The sequence below is a fragment of the Dactylosporangium siamense genome, from assembly GCF_016862795.1.
Lineage (GTDB): Bacteria > Actinomycetota > Actinomycetes > Mycobacteriales > Micromonosporaceae > Dactylosporangium > Dactylosporangium siamense.
Genome location: NZ_BONQ01000126.1, coordinates 154,115 through 169,428, shown reverse-complemented (window position 1 = coordinate 169,428; position 15,314 = coordinate 154,115). Strand labels below are relative to the sequence as shown.

The window sequence follows — 15,314 nt, the reverse complement described above, 5'->3', positions numbered from 1 at the left end:
CCCGCCGGCCGGTCACGGCCGGCGGGGGCCTTTGTGAAGGAGTACCAGTGTCAACCGCCAGACATCGGGTGCGCTCGCTCGTTGGACTCGGGGCGTCGCTCGCCCTGGTCATGTCCCAGCTGTTGAACGCCACGCCGGCCGCAGCGGCCGGCGGGCAGGCCAATGTCGAAGTCGTCGACCTGCGCGTCGACGGTCGTTCGGACCAGCCCCTGGGTCTGGACAACACCGCACCAGTACTCGGCTGGCGCATCGTGGAGACCAGACGGGCGGCGGCACACCCCTGCCACCGTCCGAAGTCACGCGCCGCGTGCCCCGCCGACCGGCAGACCGCCTACCAGATCCAGGCCGCCACCAGCGAGGCGGATCTCAAGCACGGCAAGCTCATCTGGGACACCGGCAAGATCTCGTCGGACACCCAGACCGGCATCGCCTACACCGGGCGGACCCTCGGCTCCCGCGACCGGGTCGTCTGGCAGGTACGGGTCTGGGACGCCGACCGGCGCCTCTCCGAGTGGAGCACGACGTCATCGTGGGAGATGGGCCTCCTGCAGCCGTCCGACTGGGGCGCGGCCCGCTGGATCGAATACCCCGGCCGGGCCGAGAACCAGCCGATGCCGATCTTCGCGCGGACCTTCACCGTCGATCACCGCAAGCGCCTGAGCTCCGCCCGGCTCTACCTGTCGGGTGTCGGCCTGCACCTGCCGACCCTCAACGGCCGCGAACTCACCGACGAGGTCCTGGCTCCCGGCAACTCCAACTACCAGCTCTCCAGTGAGTACCGCGCCTACGACGTCACCCGCGAGCTGCGCGGCGGCGGCAACACCCTCGGTGTCCAACTGGGCAACGGCGCTGCCTACGTGCGGCGCAGCGTCACCAATCCCGCGGTCGGCCGGACCGCGCCGTACTCCTGGTGGCAGAGCCAGCTCAAGGGCAGCGGCGCGCTGCTCGCCGACGCCGCGTCCGGCGCGACGAGCGTCAAGCTCGACAGCGTCGCCAACTACCACGTCGGCGGCACGATCAACATCGACACCGGCGACGGCGGCGACAGCCTCGAGTCGCGCACCATCACCGCGATCGGCACCGCCGGCGTCGACGGCACCGGCATCACGTTCACGCCGGGCCTGGCGAAGCCGCACATCACCGGCACGGCCGTCTCCGGCTCCGGCAACAATGTCGCCGCCAGCGATCCCTCAGCCGGCGCCGCGGTGACGCCCCGGCTGATCGCACGGCTGGAGATCAGCTACACGAACGGCTCCACCGACGTCGTCGTGTCCGACCGGTCATGGCGCAGCGCGCTCGGGCCTCTCGTCACCGATGCCTGGTACTCCGGCGCCGACTACGACGCCCGCCGCGAACAGGTCGGCTGGGACCAGCCCGGCACCGACCTGTCGGCCACCGCGAAGCGTCGCGACGGCACCGCGACGGGCTGGATCGACGCCGGCATCGCGCCGCCGCCGAACCTCGCCACCAGGCTCGTCGCCCGCACCGCCGAACCCGTCGGCGTGGTTGAAACGTTCACACCAGTGGCGGTGACGAACCCTGTCCCCGGCACCTGGGTGTTCGACTTCGGGCAGAACATCGTCGGCTGGCCCGAACTGCGGCTGCCCGGCGACCTCCCGGCCGGCACGGTCGTCAAGGTGGCCCCGGCCGAGTCGCTCGCCGCCGACGGCACCGTCGACCAGGCGTCCCTCATGGGCGGCGGTGGCAGCCGCGGCCGCGACCTGTTCAACACCTACACGACCGCGGGCCTGCGCGGCGGGGAGACCTGGCACCCGGACTTCAACTACTTCGGCATGCAATGGGTCCAGGTCACCGGCCTACCGGCCGGCTACGTCCCGACCAGGCATCTCGTCAAGGGCCTACGGCTGCAGGCCACCGTCCCGGTCGCCGGCGAGGTCAGCACGTCCAACGCCCGCATCAACCGCATCCACACCATGTCACGGTATTCATTCGCGTCCAACGTCATGTCGGTGTTCACCGACTGCCCCGGCCGGGAGAAGCTGTCCTACCCGGCTGACTACACCATGCCGATGGCGTCCATCCACCGCAACTTCGGACTCGACGCCTACCTGCGCACCACCATGCGCCACCTCGTCGAGGGCCAGTCGACGGCCGACACCCCGATGTTCGGCAACGTCGCGCTGAAGACACCGGTCTACGACTGGGGCTACACCGGCCGGTTCGGCGACGAGATCAACTGGGGCAACGCGATCATCCTCGTGCCGTCGATGCTGTACGAGCTGTACGGCGACACCCAGACCATGGCCCGGTACTACGAGCCGATGGTCCGCTTCGCCGACTACATCCAGCGGCAGAAGGTCGGCACCGGCGACAACGCGCACATCGTCGACGCAGCCCTCGCCGACTGGGTCGCCGCCGACCAGACATCGGGCCGGATCACCGGCACCTGGGGCTATTACACGATGATCAGCAAGCTGGCCGACATGGCTTCGCTGACCGGTCACCAGGCCGACGCGGCGAAGTACCGGACGCTCGCCGCGGACATCAAGGCCGCGTTCAACGCCCACTTCTACAACACGACCCTGCGCCGGTACACCACCGCCGGCAACGCCGGCACCACCGGCGCGACCCAGTCCGCGCAGGCCCTCGCCCTCGACGCAGGACTCGTCCCGGACAGCGAACGCCAAGCCGTCCTCGACGCGCTCGTCGAGCTCGTCTACGCGTTCCACCCCAACGGCGACGGGCCGCACTTCAGCGGCGGGACCATCGGCATGGCACCGACCGTGCGGGCGCTCGCCGACGGCGGCCGCGACGACGTGCTGTGGGACCTGCTCCAGCGCGACGAGCAGCCCAGCTACGGCTACTTCATGGCACCGACCACCGCCAACCCGGGCGGGATGACGACCATGGGCGAGCGGTGGACCCGCGGTGACTCGAAGAACCACATGATCCTCGCTCAGATCGAGGAGTGGTTCCACGCCGATCTCGCCGGCATCCGTTCGACCGGTGGCGCCTACCGGTCGTTGACCATCCGGCCGAAACTCGTCGGCGACCTCACCTTCGTCAAGGGCAGCTATCAGACGCCGCAGGGCACCGCCCGCTCGGCGTGGAAGCTCGATGGCGGGCGATTCCGGCTCGACGTGACGATCCCGGCGAACACCACCGCCGAGATCTGGGTGCCGCTTCGTGGCGGCCGCGTCGTCGACCAGCCCGGGCGGACCCAGTTCCTGCGCGTCGACGGCGGCTATGCCGTCTACCGTGCCGGATCCGGCTCCTACACCTTCACCACCGTCCAGCAGTAGCCCAGCCCGGAGCGGCCCGCCGTCGGCGGCGGGCCGCTCCGGCAGATCGGAGCCACGTGCACCGCGACTTTCCCATCGACTTCCTGTGGGGCGCAGCCACCTCCGCTCACCAGGTTGAGGGCGGCAACGTCAACAACGACTGGTGGGACTTCGAGCACGCCGCCGCCTCCGCCGCCCGGGAGCCGTCCGGCGACGCCATCGACCACTTCCACCGCTATGCCGAGGACTTCGCACTGCTGCGGCAACTCGGGCACAACGCCCACCGGCTGTCGCTGGAATGGTCCCGGATCGAACCGGCCCCCGGCGAGTTCAGCCGGTCCGCCGTCGCGCACTACCGGCGGGTCCTCACCGCCCTCGCCGACACCGGCATGACCGCCTTCGTCACCTTGCACCACTTCACGCTGCCCCGCTGGTTCGCGGCCCGAGGCGGCTGGCTCGGCCCGGACGCCGTGCGCGTGTTCGCGCGGTACTGCCAGCACGTCGCGGCCGAACTCGGCGGCCTGATGCCGTTCGTCTGCACCGTCAACGAACCACAGATGATCGCCCTGCACGGCTACCTCGAGGGCTACCACCCACCCGCCTTGACCAACCCGGTGCTGTGGAAACGGGTCGGCCGGACCCTGCTCGACGCCCACCATGCCGCGGTCGGCGCTGTCCGGGCCGCATCACCCGGCTCCCGGACCGGACTCGCCGTGCAACTGCCGCTGCTCTCGCCGATCCGCGACGACCCCGCCGGCCACGCCTTCCACCGCACCATGCAGCACGAGATCGTCGATCTGTACCTCGACGGGCTCACCGGACCCGATCGCGGCGACTGGCTCGGCGTGCAGTACTACCGCAAACAGTGGGTCGATCCGGCCTCCCCGACCCTCTTCGCCGACCCGCCGCCCGGCACCCCTGTGACGCAGATGGGCTGGGCCGTCCACCCCCACGGCCTGCGCGTGATCCTGCACCGCGCCGCGGCGACCGGCCTGCCGCTGTACGTCACCGAGAACGGCATCGCCACCGAGGACGACACCGAACGTCTCGACTACCTCGACGGGCACCTCACGGCCACCGCCCAGGCGATCCGCGAAGGTGTCGACGTCCGCGGCTACCTGCACTGGTCCGCATTCGACAACTTCGAATGGAGCGAGGGCTACCGCCCCAAGTTCGGTCTCATCGCCGTCAACGACGACCACACGCGCGTCGTCAAACCCTCCGCCCACGCCCTCGCCCGCGTCGCCGCCGCCGGCCGGCTCGACGTCCTCCGCAACGGGAGCCGCACATCGTGAGCAGCCCGACAGACCTGCTCGCCGAGCTCACCCTGGAGGAAATGGCATCGCTGTGCCTCGGTTCCAGCGTCTGGCGCACAACACCGGTACGTCGTCTCGGGGTACCGGCGGTCATGGGCGCTGACGGCCCGCACGGGATGCGCCGCCAGACCGACGCCGACCACGCCGGCATCTCCGGCAGCCTGCCCGCGACCTGCTTCCCGACGCGAGCGCGCTGGGCTCGCCCCGGCCAGGGCGGTATCACTGAGCGGGTTCAGCCGCACAGCATCTGGTCGACGTCGCCGTCGTCACCGGCGACCGCTGCGAGAATCCGCTCGAGGAGCTCCGGCCGGAATGCGTCGCCGAGGATCGTCACCCCGTCGGCGGTGGTGGTGATCCGGACCCGGACCAGCCGGCCGCCGGGATGCGCATCGTACTCAGCGGGATCGATCAGATCTGGCAGGTCCGGTACGTAGCGGTGCTCGGTCACGGGTCGCTCACCATCTCCCGGGCAGGACGGTCCGGCAGTCAGGGCAGGAGCCGTCGATCAGGGTGCTGTGCACCGGCCCCCACAGCTCGCGCCGCACGACCGTGTCGCCGCAGCCGGGACAGGCCGTGTCGCGGCCGGCGGGGCCGAGGGCGCGTTCGACGTAGACGTGCCGCAGGCCGGCCTGGCGCCCGATGGCCGCCGCCTCCGCGAGCCGGTCCGGGGCGGTCGGCACCTCCCGGCGCATCCGGAACGTCGGCGTGAACCGTAGGAGATGCCACGGGACACTTTCGCCGACGGCGGCGACGGACTCGGCGATGCGGCGCAGGTCGTCGGGGGCGTCGTTGACGCCGGGCAGCAGCGGCGTGGAGACCTCGACCCACACACCGGCGTCAGCGAGGCGCCGGATCGCGTGCAGGACCGGCTGCAGCGCCCCGCCGGTCAGGGCACGATGGCTGGTGTCGTCGGCAGCCTTCACGTCGACGTTGACGGCGGCGAGGACGGGCACGACCGCGTCGAGGGCCGCGTCGGTCAGGAAACCATTGCTTTTCCACACCACCGGCACACCCGCGTGCCGACCCGCGTCGGCGAGGGCGAGGGTCAGCTCCACCGCCAGCGACGGTTCGGTGTAGGACAACGCGACGACGGCCCCGGCGTCCGCCGCCCGCGCCACGACGGCCTGCGGGTCGACCGGGACGGCGTCCCAGGCCGACCCGGACGGCCTGCCGAACTGGGAGATGCGGAAGTTGATGCAGTAGGAGCACATGAAGCTGCACCCGGGCGCGGCCAGCGTGAGCGTTTGCGCGCCGGGCCGGTAATGGTAGAACGGTTTGCGTTCGATCGGCCCGGCGTGCACGACGGACGTCGCGAATGTCGCGGTCCGCATCGCGTCGCCGCTGCGCATCCGCACGCGGCACAGCCCGGTCTCGCCGTCGTCGAGACGGCAGGCGTGCGGGCAGACGGTGCACAGCAGCCGGCCGTCCGGCTGAGGTTCGAACAGCCGCGCCTCCGTCCACACCTGACGGGTCACGGCAGCCGGATCCTCAAGAAGCCCGGAGTCAGGTCGCGGGTCGAGTATCGGCGCAACCCGGTGCCGCGGACGGAGGTGTAGACGACGACGGTGAGGTCCGTCGCCGCGCCGGCCGGATGCTTCACCACCATGCCGAGCTCTGGCTGCTGGCCGTCCAGCGGCCGGTCAGCGGTCCGGTGCAGGGTCCACGACGCCGTCGCCGTCCACAGCCCCGCGGTCGTCAGCGACGGTGTGGGGACCTCACGTTCTTCGATCTCCTCGCGGTCGCCGAGTGTCGCCTCGACGGCGAGGATCTTGAGCTGCGGCCCGAGCCTCCGGCGGGACGTCACCTTCCTGGGGTTCGTGACCCTTGCCGGCGCCATCGACCACGCGACCGGTGCCGTGGCGTCGCCGGGCGGCGTCGATTCCAGGATGAAATGCAGTGAGGCCTCGACGAACGGCGGGTCGGACGGGCCGCTCATGAAGCTCACCGTCGAACGGATCAGCGTGTACGTGAACCCGGGGTTGCCGGCGAGGAACGGACGGACCGGGGCGTCGGCGAGCTGGAAATCCGCGTCGACTCGCTCCGCGAACGGCCCGCCGAACAGCACCCGCCCGCCGAGGGCCGGCCACGCCGGGTCGTCCGGAGACCGGTAGGACTCCGGGTCCGCGCGCATCGGCACGGGGACCAGCGGCGGGTCGAACGGCGGCAGGTCGGACATCGTCGGTTCCTCCGTGGGTGTGCTCATCGGCGCCGCCGTCGGGCCATCGGGTGCTGCTCCGCCTCGCGGGCCGCCCGCTCGAACAGGTGCGCGGCCCGCAGCGGTTCGTGGTGCCGCTGGTACAGCTCCGCGGCCCGCACGAGATCCCCGGCGAGCTCTGCGGTGTGCGCCTCGGCCCGCCACTGGTCCGGGTCGGCGGAGGCGGCGGCACTCTGCCGCTGCACCGGCCACGGTCTGCGGGTGGGCCGGGGTGCGGCGGCCGGTTCCTGCTCTCCCTGCATGGCGGCGAGCGCCGTGCCGGTCGCGGCCGGCACGGCCGGCAGGACCTTGGGCGGGTCGCCGAGCCACAGTGTCCACACAGGACGGCGGGCGGCGAGCGGGAACCGCAGCGCCTCCCCGTCGCCGAAGAACACCACGGCGTGCTCCGCGTCAGCCCCGAACAACCGGTGGCGGGCAGACGCCGGCACGTGCGGGGTCAGCCGCCGGCCCAGCGGCAGGTACAGCGGACCGGGGCCGACCGCGGCGAGCGGCTCGCCGATGCCGAGGTCCTGCAGCAGCCCGCCGGGCGCGGCGAGCAGATGCCTGCCGCCGCGTTCGCCGACCACGACGAAGGCGACGTCGGCCAGGGGGTGCCCCTGCAGCAGCAGCGCGATGTTGGGCAGGTCGCCGTCGTCGAGCAGGGCCGCGTCGACCCGCCGGCCGTGCGTGGCGACCGGGGCGAGACCGATCTTTGTGACGGTCTCGACCGTCGTCCCGGATGTCGCTTCCGAGGCCGAGTGCCCAGGAACGGCCCGAAGCCGGAAGTCCTTGGCGAGCCGGACTGTCGCGGTGCTGTCGGTGAACCCGGTCAGCGGCGTCAACCGGCGGCAGCCGAAGGCGGCGTCGGCGAGGACCCGGTCGCCGTCGCCGAGGGCGGCCGCGAGCCGGTCGTCGTCGACCGGGGTGGCGAGGCCGCGCTGGACGAGGAGGCGCCCGCCCTCACCGGCCGACCGGCACACGAGGGTGAGCGGCTGCCGGCTGGCGGCGATCAGCAGCGCCGCGGGCAGCGTGTCGGACTGGGCCCGCAACCGCAGTTCCACGACGACCTCGCCGCCGTCCGCGTCGGGCCGCACCGCGGCCCCGGGCAGGTCCGCCTCGAAGAGCGGGGTCAGGCGCACGTTGCGGTGGGTGACCGCCACGCCGAGGTCCAGGGCACGCCGGATGAGGGTCGGCGCGACCGGGGGAGGGGTGAGGACCGCCGCCTCGCGTTGTGGCGCGGGTCTGGCCGGGACGAGTCCCGCCGCGTGGACGAGGTCCAGGAGCGGCACCTGCCGCAGGGTGGCCAGTTCGACGGCGCCGGGGGTGTGGGCCGCCGGTGCGGCGCCGAACCCGCGGTCAGGGACGAGCCATCCGCCGACCTCGACGTGCCCGCGCCCGCCGGTGAACCCGGCGATCGAGCGCCACAGGTCGAGGCGGCCCTCCGCGACGACCCACCAGGCGTCGCCGTCGCGGTGGACCGCCGCTGCGTGTTCGGCGCCCGTGCTCGTCAGCTCGCCGACGCAGCGCAGCGCGGTCACCGCCGACGGGAACCGCCCCGCGCAGCGCAGCGTCGGCGCGACAGGAGGCACGGGCCGACGCGGCGGTGGTGCCGGGTCGGCGGCGGGCGCGGTCGCGTCGGGCGGTGTCCGCGGGGGTGCCGGCGCCTGCACCGGCACCGGCTGCGCAGGCCGAGCCCCACCCGGTGGGGGGATCCGGTCGACGGGTTCGACCCGGCCGACGACGCCCGGGCGTCCCTGGCCCGGATTGTCGTCGCGGCGTGGGCGGGCGGTCACGTCCACCTCCGCGCGCCGGCGAACACCACGTCGACGTCGTGCGCCGGTTCGGCGACGACGATGCGCATGCCGTAGCGGCGCTGCGCCCACACCTGCCATCGCTGCGCGGCTCCCTGCCGGTCGCCGCGGACCGCGGCGGCGAACACCAGCGCCACCAGGTCGGGCCGGCGGATCTCCTCGGCGAGCAGGACCGCCCACGACTCGATCCGCTGGGCGTCGTCGGGCGGGCCGCCGTCGAGCAGATCCTGGGCGGCGTCGAGTGCGTCCGTCACGACGGTCTCGGACACCCCGTCGAGCAGGTCGCAGCGCGCCGACACGAGCCGGTGCAGCAGACGGCCGGCCGGGCCGGGCGCCCGTCTCAGCATCAGCCGGGCCGCAGCCGGGTCGTGCGCGTGATGGGCGAGCCGCCACGCGCCGCCCACCGCGTTGCCGTTCTCCGCGAGGACTGTCGCAGCCTCATGATGCAGGCCGAGCTCGGCGTAGAGGTCGACGGCGCGGCGCAGCGACCCGGCCCGATGGTGGCAGCGGGCCGCTTCCTGCAGCAGTCCGGCGGCCTCGTAGTTGCGGGCCGCCGAAGCCCACAGCGTTTCGGTCACGAGCGGTGCACCTCGCCTCTGGCCGTCGGCGCTTCCTCGCTGCCGGGCAGATGGATCGCGTCGGCCGGTTCGGGTGCCGTCTCACCGACGACCTCCGACATGACCGGGTTCGCGTCGATCACCCGGCCGACTGCCAGCGCCGCCGCGTCGTGCCTGGCGTCGTGGTCGGGCAGCGGCCGACCGTCGTGCAGGTCCTCGACGACGAACGTCTCGACCTCGCCGGTGTCCGTCCGGTAGCGGAACCTGACCCGTACTCGCATCGTGCACCTCAGGCTTCCAGCTCGAACTCGATCTCCAGCGCGCCGTCGCGTTCCACGACGCTCAGACCCTCCGCACCGTGCGTGCGCGCGTAGGCGAGGATCGCGTCGCGGTAGGCGTCGGCGAGGATGCGGTGGAACGCGCCGCGGGCCTCGATCCCGATCGCGGTCAGCCGCCGGGCCGCCTCCTGGCGCAGTTCGGTCTCGCGTTCGGCGGTCACCCGCGCGAGCTGGATGTCGGCCTGGTCCCCGGCGGCTCGGTCGAGGTCGGCGGCGAGGCGCTGTTCCTCGGCTTGGACCGCCTCCCGGAGCAGCTGTTGCCGCCCGGCGTCGAGGTTGCGCCGCAGGTCGTCCTGGGCGTTGCGACGGGCGTCGTCCTCGGTCACGCCGTCGTAGAGGTCGTCGTAGAAGACCCCGACCCCGGTCGCCTCGATCCGCGTGTCGAGGTGCCCGCCGATCGTCCGGGTCGCCCTGCCACCGGCGGAGACCTCGGCGGAGACCTCGGCGACGATCTCCAGCTCGGAGGTGTCGGCGTGATAGGTGACGTAGCCGCCGTCGAGGTCCCGGCGGAACGCGTCGCCGTCCTGGACCCAGCCGTCGGCGGCCGCGAGTGCCCGTTCGAGCATCACGAGCGTCGGCCCGCCCACGGTGGCGTCGAGCGGTTCGCGCAGCCGGGCGACGCCGACGGCCGCACCGACCCGGGTGACGGCCCGCTCGACCTGCTCCTGCCACGCCTCGTTCAGCTCACGGGTCGCGGAGACCCGGATGCGGCGCGGGTTACACATCGAAACCCTCCTCGCCGGACAGGTCCTGCAACGCCCGCAGGACACGGGTCTGCGCCTGCTGGATCTGCCCGAGCAGGTCGTGTGCCTGTGGATGCCCGGCGCGGACCTCGGCGAGCAACCGCCCCAGCCGGCGCAGCAGATGCCGGTGCTCCTCGGCGGCGACGACATGGGGGAGGTCCGTCTCGACCTGCCGCACGTCGAACCTGACCTCCTCCAGGGTGCGGCTCGGCGCCGCAGGGTCGGCGACGGCGACGCCGTGGCCTTCCAGGACGCGGCGGATCGCGGTCTCGTCGTAGGCGTTGTTCCACAGGCTCGCCAGGACCCCCAGGTCGGCCGACTCGGCGGTGCCGCGACCGGCGAGCAGCGCACTGGCCGCGATCGCCTTCTGCGCCTTCACGGCCCGCCGGTCGGAGAACTGGACGGCCTCCTCCCGCAGCGTCAGCAGGATCTTCGACAGCTCACCCACGACGGGGGACACGTCGACGTCGGCGACGGCGGCCTGCAGCGTCCGCAGGTCGGCGAGTTCGAACGTGTCCGGTTCCCGGGCCGGCCGGTCCGGCGACCGGATCTGGTGCTGCTCGGCCTCCCAGCCGACGGTGAGGAGCCGTTCGATCGCGTCGTCGCCGACGTAGTCGAGACGGCAGCGGAACAGGAACCTGTCGCAGAACGCCAGGAGCGTCGGGTCGTCCGGCAGGTCGTTGCTGGCCGCGATCATCGACTGCAGCGCGGCCGGCTCCGGTTTGGCGCCGTTGTAGAAGACCCGCTCGTTGACGAGGGTGAGCAGCGTGTTCAGGATCGCGCTGCTGCCGTGGAACAGTTCGTCGAGGAACACGAACTCGGCCCGGGGCAGCATGCCTTCGGTGTTGACGTGATAGGTGCCGTCCTTCTGGAAGCTCCGCACGTCGATGGCACCGAACAGCTCCGCCGGTTCGGTGAACCTGGTCAGCAGGTAGGCGAACGACTTCGCCTGCAGCATCCGGCTGAACTCCTCGACCAGGGCCGTCTTCGCCGTGCCCGGCGGGCCGATCAGCAGGATGTGTTCGCGGCACAACGCGGAAAGGCCGAGCAGCTGGACCGCCTCCTCACGGGAGACGTAGCCCTCGCCGAGTTCGGTGAGGCGGGCGGCGAACGTCAGGGCCAGCCGTCGCAGTCGCGGATCGAGGTGCTTCGTCATGCTCCGGTCGCCTCTCCCTGTCCTTCGTCCCGATCCGCGTCCGGGTCGACGGTGATCGTGGTGGTCGCCGGTGCCCGGCGCCCGGTGTCGATGGCGAGCATCACCCTGGCCTGCCCCGCGGGGCGGACCCCGTGCTGGCCGCGGCTGACGTCACGGTCCTGGCCCGCCTGCCGCAGCGCACCGACGAGCTCCCCGAGGCGCCGCGCGTCGACCGGGCCGGGCGGATCGCCGAGGACCTCCCCGGCCCGCGCGTCGCGGAACACCGAACGGATCTCGTCGCCGTTCATCCCGGCGGTCGCCAGTGCGATGCGGTCCAGCACCGCCTCACCGGCCGGCACCTCGAAGTGTCTGCTGTGGACCTCCGCGATCGCCCGCCGCGCCGACAGGTCCGGCAGGTCGATGTGGACCGGCTGGAACCGGCTCGGCCGCAGCAGCGCGTCGTCGATGATGTCCAACCGGTTCGTCGTGCCGATGACGAGGACCGGCACCTCCGGCCGGAATCCGTCGAGCTCGGTCAGCAGCTGCGCCACCATGGCGTTGCCGGCGCGGCTGCCGCCGTCCTCACGGCCGCTGCGCCGGCTGGCGATCGAGTCGAACTCGTCGAACACGATGACGGCCGGGGCGTTGCGCCGGGCCTCCGCGAAGATCTCCCGGACCTTGCGTTCGCTCTCCCCGACGTACATGTCGGTGACCTCCGGCCCCGACACCACCTGGATCGTGGCGTTCAACGCGTTCGCGGTCGCCTTCGCGAACAGTGTCTTGCCGGTGCCGGGCGGCCCGTGGAAGATGAATCCTCGCGGGACGAGTTCGTTGCGCAGCTTCTGCGGCAGGTCGTCGGCCTTGCCGAGCAGCCGCAGCGCCCGGAAGATCTGGTGCCGCACGTCGTCGTAGCCGCCGATGTCGGTGAACTCGACGTTGGGCACCTCGAACGCGCTGGACGTCGCGGCCTTGAAGACCCGCAACTCCGCGACGAGATCCTCGAACGTCGCGTGTGTGTGCCGGTGCTGGTGCAGCGCGAAGCGCAGCGCGTGCCGCAGCCGCACGGCGTTGAAACCGGCGATGTGCTTGTACAGTTCCTGCGCCCGGAAGCCGTCGAACGCGGCCGCCTCCTCCCGCGTCACCAAGGCGTCGGCGACCGGGATGCGGGTGTCACCGGGTCCGGCGACGACGCGGGGGAGGATGTCGAACTCGATCCGCACCGCGAACCGGTTCGCCAGCACCTCCGGCACCGCGAGGGACGGGTCGATGAACGCGAGCAGCACACAGTCGCTGCGTTCGTACACGACGTCGGTCAGCTCCCGGGCCTCGGGGTTGAGTGCCGTGTCGTTGCCGCCGGCGAGCAGGTCCAGGTGCGGCACGACGACGACCGTGTTGGCTTTCGCCTCGCGCACGGCTGTCTGCAGGGCGGCGAGGATCTCCTGCCGGCGTCCGCTCTGTCCGCCACCGAGGCCGATCGTCTGCCGGCCGGTGCCGGCGGGCTGTGCCTGGACGATCTGCACGCTGCGCCCCGACCGCCCGGCGATCTCCCCGGCGAGGTGCTCCACGAGCAGCTTCTCGCACCGCACGAGCACCGACAGACCACTGTCGAGGTAGGCGGCGCAACGGTCGATCTCCGGCTTGTGCACAACCCGGACGGCGGCCTTCTCGGTGAGCTGCTCCGGGTGCGCCGTCGCCGGTTCGGCAATGTGCTCGGCAGCGTGTTCGGCGGCGGGTTCGGTTCGGGGGCTGGGCGACGGTTCGGGGCCGGCTGCGGGGCCGTCGGTGGCACCGCCGAGGCGCTCGACGGTCAGTCCCGGTGGCAGGTGTACGGGCTCGCCGGCCGCGGGCTGCCACACCCGCACCCGCAGCCGCGCGACGCGGATCCCGAGCAGGTCGGCGTCGAACGGCCGGCGCCCCACCGCGGGGACCTCGGACAGCAGCTGCCCGAGGGTCAGGTCCGGCTCGTCGGCGCCGGCCAGCGTGCACCGGTCGGTGAACTCCTGCACCCGGTCGCCGAGCGGCGCCAGCTCCACCACGATCCGGCCGGTCATGCGGCCTCCACCGCGAGCAGCCGGTGCCGCAGCACCTGGTGCAGGACACGGTCGTACAACTCGGGACGCAACAGGATCCGCCCAGCCATCGTCGTCGTCGGAGCGTCGGCTTCGCCGGGGTCGCCGGCCGTGTAGCGCCGGGCCTGCCGCCGGCCTTCCTCGTCGCGCCGCGTCCTGGCCAGCGGTGCCCAGTAGCGCAGCACCGCCACCGGCAACGCGGCGGGGACGCCGGAGCGGTTCAGCTGCGCGTCGGCCCAGGCGTTGAGCTCGGCCCAGTCCGCGGTGTGGACCAGGCACGCCCGTTCGTAGACGTCCAGCATCAGTGCCGGGTCCAGCTGCCGCAGCCGCTCCAGCAGCTCTGCCCGCCAGTTGAGCGTCATGGCGTCGGACTCGGGCCTGGCCAGCACCGCTGCGAGGACCGCCGGCCCGCGCCGACGGTCGAGCAGAGCGGCGAACCGGCGCCGGGCCGCGTCGCGGCCGCGCCGTTCGTCGACGGGGTGTCGCAGCACGTCGGTGAGCGGCGAACAGGCCCGCAACCGCCCGGTGAGGTCCAGTGGCGCCTGCTGACGGCCGGCCCCGCCGGGCGCCTCCAGCATCGCCGTGACGAGGCCGTGCCGGGCGACGAGCTCGCCCCAACCGGTCGCCGGTTCCGGCACCGCGGCGGCGAGCTGGCCCGCGAGCACCGGTTCGAACCTGCCGCCGACCGCCGCGGCCATCAGCAGCGGCCCGAGGCCGACCGGGGCCGGGTCGCCGAATGCCGGCGCACCGGCGCCGAGCCGCGCGGCGCACGCCCCGGCGAACGACTCGACCGACCGCACCGCTTCGGCGTCGGGCGTCGCCAGGTCACCGATCCGCCGCAGGTCACCGGTCGGGTGGCTGCCGAGCGGGTCCGCCGCCCAGCGCAGCACCGACACGGCGGTCGCCGTCGCGGTCACCGGGCCGCCACCTGGTAGGGCAGGTCGTGCATGGTGGTGCCGTCCCAGCCGTAGACCCGCAGCGTCCGCGTCGACCCGTCGAGGTTGACCAGGGCCGCGACCTGCCACGGGCGCCGGAACATCCGTGCGTGCAGCTCGACGTCGATGCTGGACAGCCCGATCGCGTCGGTCGCCGGGAACAGATGCGTGTGGTACCAGCCGATGAGCCGGAACTGCGGTCCGCGCCTGGCGATGATGTCATTGATCCGCAGGAAGCTCTCCCCGGTGAACGTGAACTGCAGCATCGAGGCGCCGGTGCGCTCCGCGGGCAGCGCGTCGATCATCCGGATGAGGTGCCGGCCGGGGCGTTGCGCGTCGAGGAACACCTCACCGACGAGGAAACCGCCCTCCTCGACGTCGGAGGAGAACGGGGTCGAACGCACGAACCCGTCGTGGACCTCCGGGGTCAGCGCGAGCAGGTCCCGGTCGCCGGTGCCGCCGGCGGTGACCCCGAGGTCGGCGGGCGTCGCCGTCGGGGGGTCCGGTTCCTGCACCGCTTCCAGGTGGAACACCCGGGGTCTGCCGGACGTCGTGCGCACCTCGACGACCCCGGCGGGGCGCGGGGCCGGGCGCACCAGCGACACCCGTTCCATGCCGGGACCGGCGATGCCGTAGCCCCAGTGGGTCTCCTCCGGCTGCAGCAGCGTCAGCATGCGCTGCAACGGCCGGCCGACCAGCTCCTGGATGGAGTGCGGATGCTGGTAGAGCAGGACCCCTTTGCGGCTGATCCGCACGTTGAGGAACCCGTGGCTGCGCCGCAGATTGATCATCGCCGGGGGGCCCGTCAGCTCCCGCAGGTCCTCCACCGCGTGCAGGTCGAGGGTGAACCTGGCGTCGTCGAGGGACTGGCCGAGGACGTCCTCGAACACCCCGCGCAGCAGGCTGTGCAGCGAGACCCGCCCGACCTTGACGTAGTCGTCGGACCGGTAGACGTCGACGGCGATGCTCATCTC

The 15,314-nt window shown here is 72.6% G+C and carries 13 protein-coding genes; 2 read left to right on the top strand and 11 right to left on the bottom strand.

Annotated elements, in window-relative coordinates:
* Positions 1 to 47 precede the first annotated feature (47 nt).
* On the top strand, positions 48 to 3,263 hold the full coding sequence (locus tag Dsi01nite_RS40295) for an alpha-L-rhamnosidase (RefSeq protein ID WP_239136520.1): 3,216 nt from the start codon (positions 48 to 50) through the stop codon (positions 3,261 to 3,263).
* Between the two features lie 56 nt (positions 3,264 to 3,319).
* Positions 3,320 to 4,537: a glycoside hydrolase family 1 protein gene (locus Dsi01nite_RS40290; RefSeq protein WP_203851662.1), complete on the top strand. Its 1,218-nt coding sequence runs from the start codon at positions 3,320 to 3,322 to the stop codon at positions 4,535 to 4,537.
* A 253-nt stretch (positions 4,538 to 4,790) separates the two neighbouring features.
* On the opposite strand, the gene Dsi01nite_RS40285 is transcribed toward Dsi01nite_RS40290, so the two are convergent.
* From Dsi01nite_RS40285 to Dsi01nite_RS40235, 11 genes are read right to left on the bottom strand one after another with little or no spacing between them, the layout of a single operon-like run.
* On the bottom strand, positions 4,791 to 5,006 hold the full coding sequence (locus Dsi01nite_RS40285; protein ID WP_203851661.1) for a radical SAM-modified peptide, FtsH ternary system-associated: 216 nt from the start codon (positions 5,004 to 5,006) through the stop codon (positions 4,791 to 4,793).
* A 7-nt stretch (positions 5,007 to 5,013) separates the two neighbouring features.
* Positions 5,014 to 6,033 (bottom strand): AmmeMemoRadiSam system radical SAM enzyme, encoded by a 1,020-nt coding sequence (gene amrS / locus Dsi01nite_RS40280; protein ID WP_203851660.1) that lies wholly within the window; start codon positions 6,031 to 6,033, stop codon positions 5,014 to 5,016.
* Positions 6,030 to 6,761: a hypothetical protein gene (locus Dsi01nite_RS40275; RefSeq protein ID WP_203851659.1), complete on the bottom strand. Its 732-nt coding sequence runs from the start codon at positions 6,759 to 6,761 to the stop codon at positions 6,030 to 6,032. Before Dsi01nite_RS40275 ends, amrS begins: the two co-directional genes overlap by 4 nt.
* Positions 6,758 to 8,545, bottom strand: coding sequence for a DUF8588 domain-containing protein (locus Dsi01nite_RS40270; protein ID WP_203851658.1), 1,788 nt, complete (start codon positions 8,543 to 8,545; stop codon positions 6,758 to 6,760). Before Dsi01nite_RS40270 ends, Dsi01nite_RS40275 begins: the two co-directional genes overlap by 4 nt.
* Positions 8,542 to 9,141, bottom strand: a complete 600-nt coding sequence (locus Dsi01nite_RS40265; protein ID WP_203851657.1) for a hypothetical protein — start codon at positions 9,139 to 9,141, stop codon at positions 8,542 to 8,544. Before Dsi01nite_RS40265 ends, Dsi01nite_RS40270 begins: the two co-directional genes overlap by 4 nt.
* Positions 9,138 to 9,401, bottom strand: coding sequence for a hypothetical protein (locus Dsi01nite_RS40260; RefSeq protein ID WP_203851656.1), 264 nt, complete (start codon positions 9,399 to 9,401; stop codon positions 9,138 to 9,140). Before Dsi01nite_RS40260 ends, Dsi01nite_RS40265 begins: the two co-directional genes overlap by 4 nt.
* An 8-nt stretch (positions 9,402 to 9,409) precedes the next feature.
* Positions 9,410 to 10,183: a molecular chaperone DnaJ gene (locus tag Dsi01nite_RS40255; RefSeq protein WP_203851655.1), complete on the bottom strand. Its 774-nt coding sequence runs from the start codon at positions 10,181 to 10,183 to the stop codon at positions 9,410 to 9,412.
* Positions 10,176 to 11,357, bottom strand: coding sequence for an AAA family ATPase (locus Dsi01nite_RS40250; RefSeq protein ID WP_203851654.1), 1,182 nt, complete (start codon positions 11,355 to 11,357; stop codon positions 10,176 to 10,178). Before Dsi01nite_RS40250 ends, Dsi01nite_RS40255 begins: the two co-directional genes overlap by 8 nt.
* Positions 11,354 to 13,387: an ATP-binding protein gene (locus tag Dsi01nite_RS40245; RefSeq protein WP_203851653.1), complete on the bottom strand. Its 2,034-nt coding sequence runs from the start codon at positions 13,385 to 13,387 to the stop codon at positions 11,354 to 11,356. The genes Dsi01nite_RS40250 and Dsi01nite_RS40245 overlap by 4 nt, the downstream gene beginning before the upstream one ends.
* Positions 13,384 to 14,322, bottom strand: coding sequence for a hypothetical protein (locus Dsi01nite_RS40240; RefSeq protein WP_203851652.1), 939 nt, complete (start codon positions 14,320 to 14,322; stop codon positions 13,384 to 13,386). Before Dsi01nite_RS40240 ends, Dsi01nite_RS40245 begins: the two co-directional genes overlap by 4 nt.
* Positions 14,319 to 15,311: a JAB N-terminal domain-containing protein gene (locus tag Dsi01nite_RS40235; protein ID WP_203851651.1), complete on the bottom strand. Its 993-nt coding sequence runs from the start codon at positions 15,309 to 15,311 to the stop codon at positions 14,319 to 14,321. Before Dsi01nite_RS40235 ends, Dsi01nite_RS40240 begins: the two co-directional genes overlap by 4 nt.
* Positions 15,312 to 15,314 lie beyond the last annotated feature (3 nt).

Coding starts and splice junctions, on each gene's coding strand:
- Dsi01nite_RS40275 (WP_203851659.1), bottom strand. CDS start 6,761: ATGAGCACACCCACGGAGGAACCGACGATGTCCGACCTGCCGCCGTTC.
- Dsi01nite_RS40260 (WP_203851656.1), bottom strand. CDS start 9,401: ATGCGAGTACGGGTCAGGTTCCGCTACCGGACGGACACCGGCGAGGTC.
- Dsi01nite_RS40255 (WP_203851655.1), bottom strand. CDS start 10,183: ATGTGTAACCCGCGCCGCATCCGGGTCTCCGCGACCCGTGAGCTGAAC.
- Dsi01nite_RS40250 (WP_203851654.1), bottom strand. CDS start 11,357: ATGACGAAGCACCTCGATCCGCGACTGCGACGGCTGGCCCTGACGTTC.
- Dsi01nite_RS40245 (WP_203851653.1), bottom strand. CDS start 13,387: ATGACCGGCCGGATCGTGGTGGAGCTGGCGCCGCTCGGCGACCGGGTG.
- Dsi01nite_RS40235 (WP_203851651.1), bottom strand. CDS start 15,311: ATGAGCATCGCCGTCGACGTCTACCGGTCCGACGACTACGTCAAGGTC.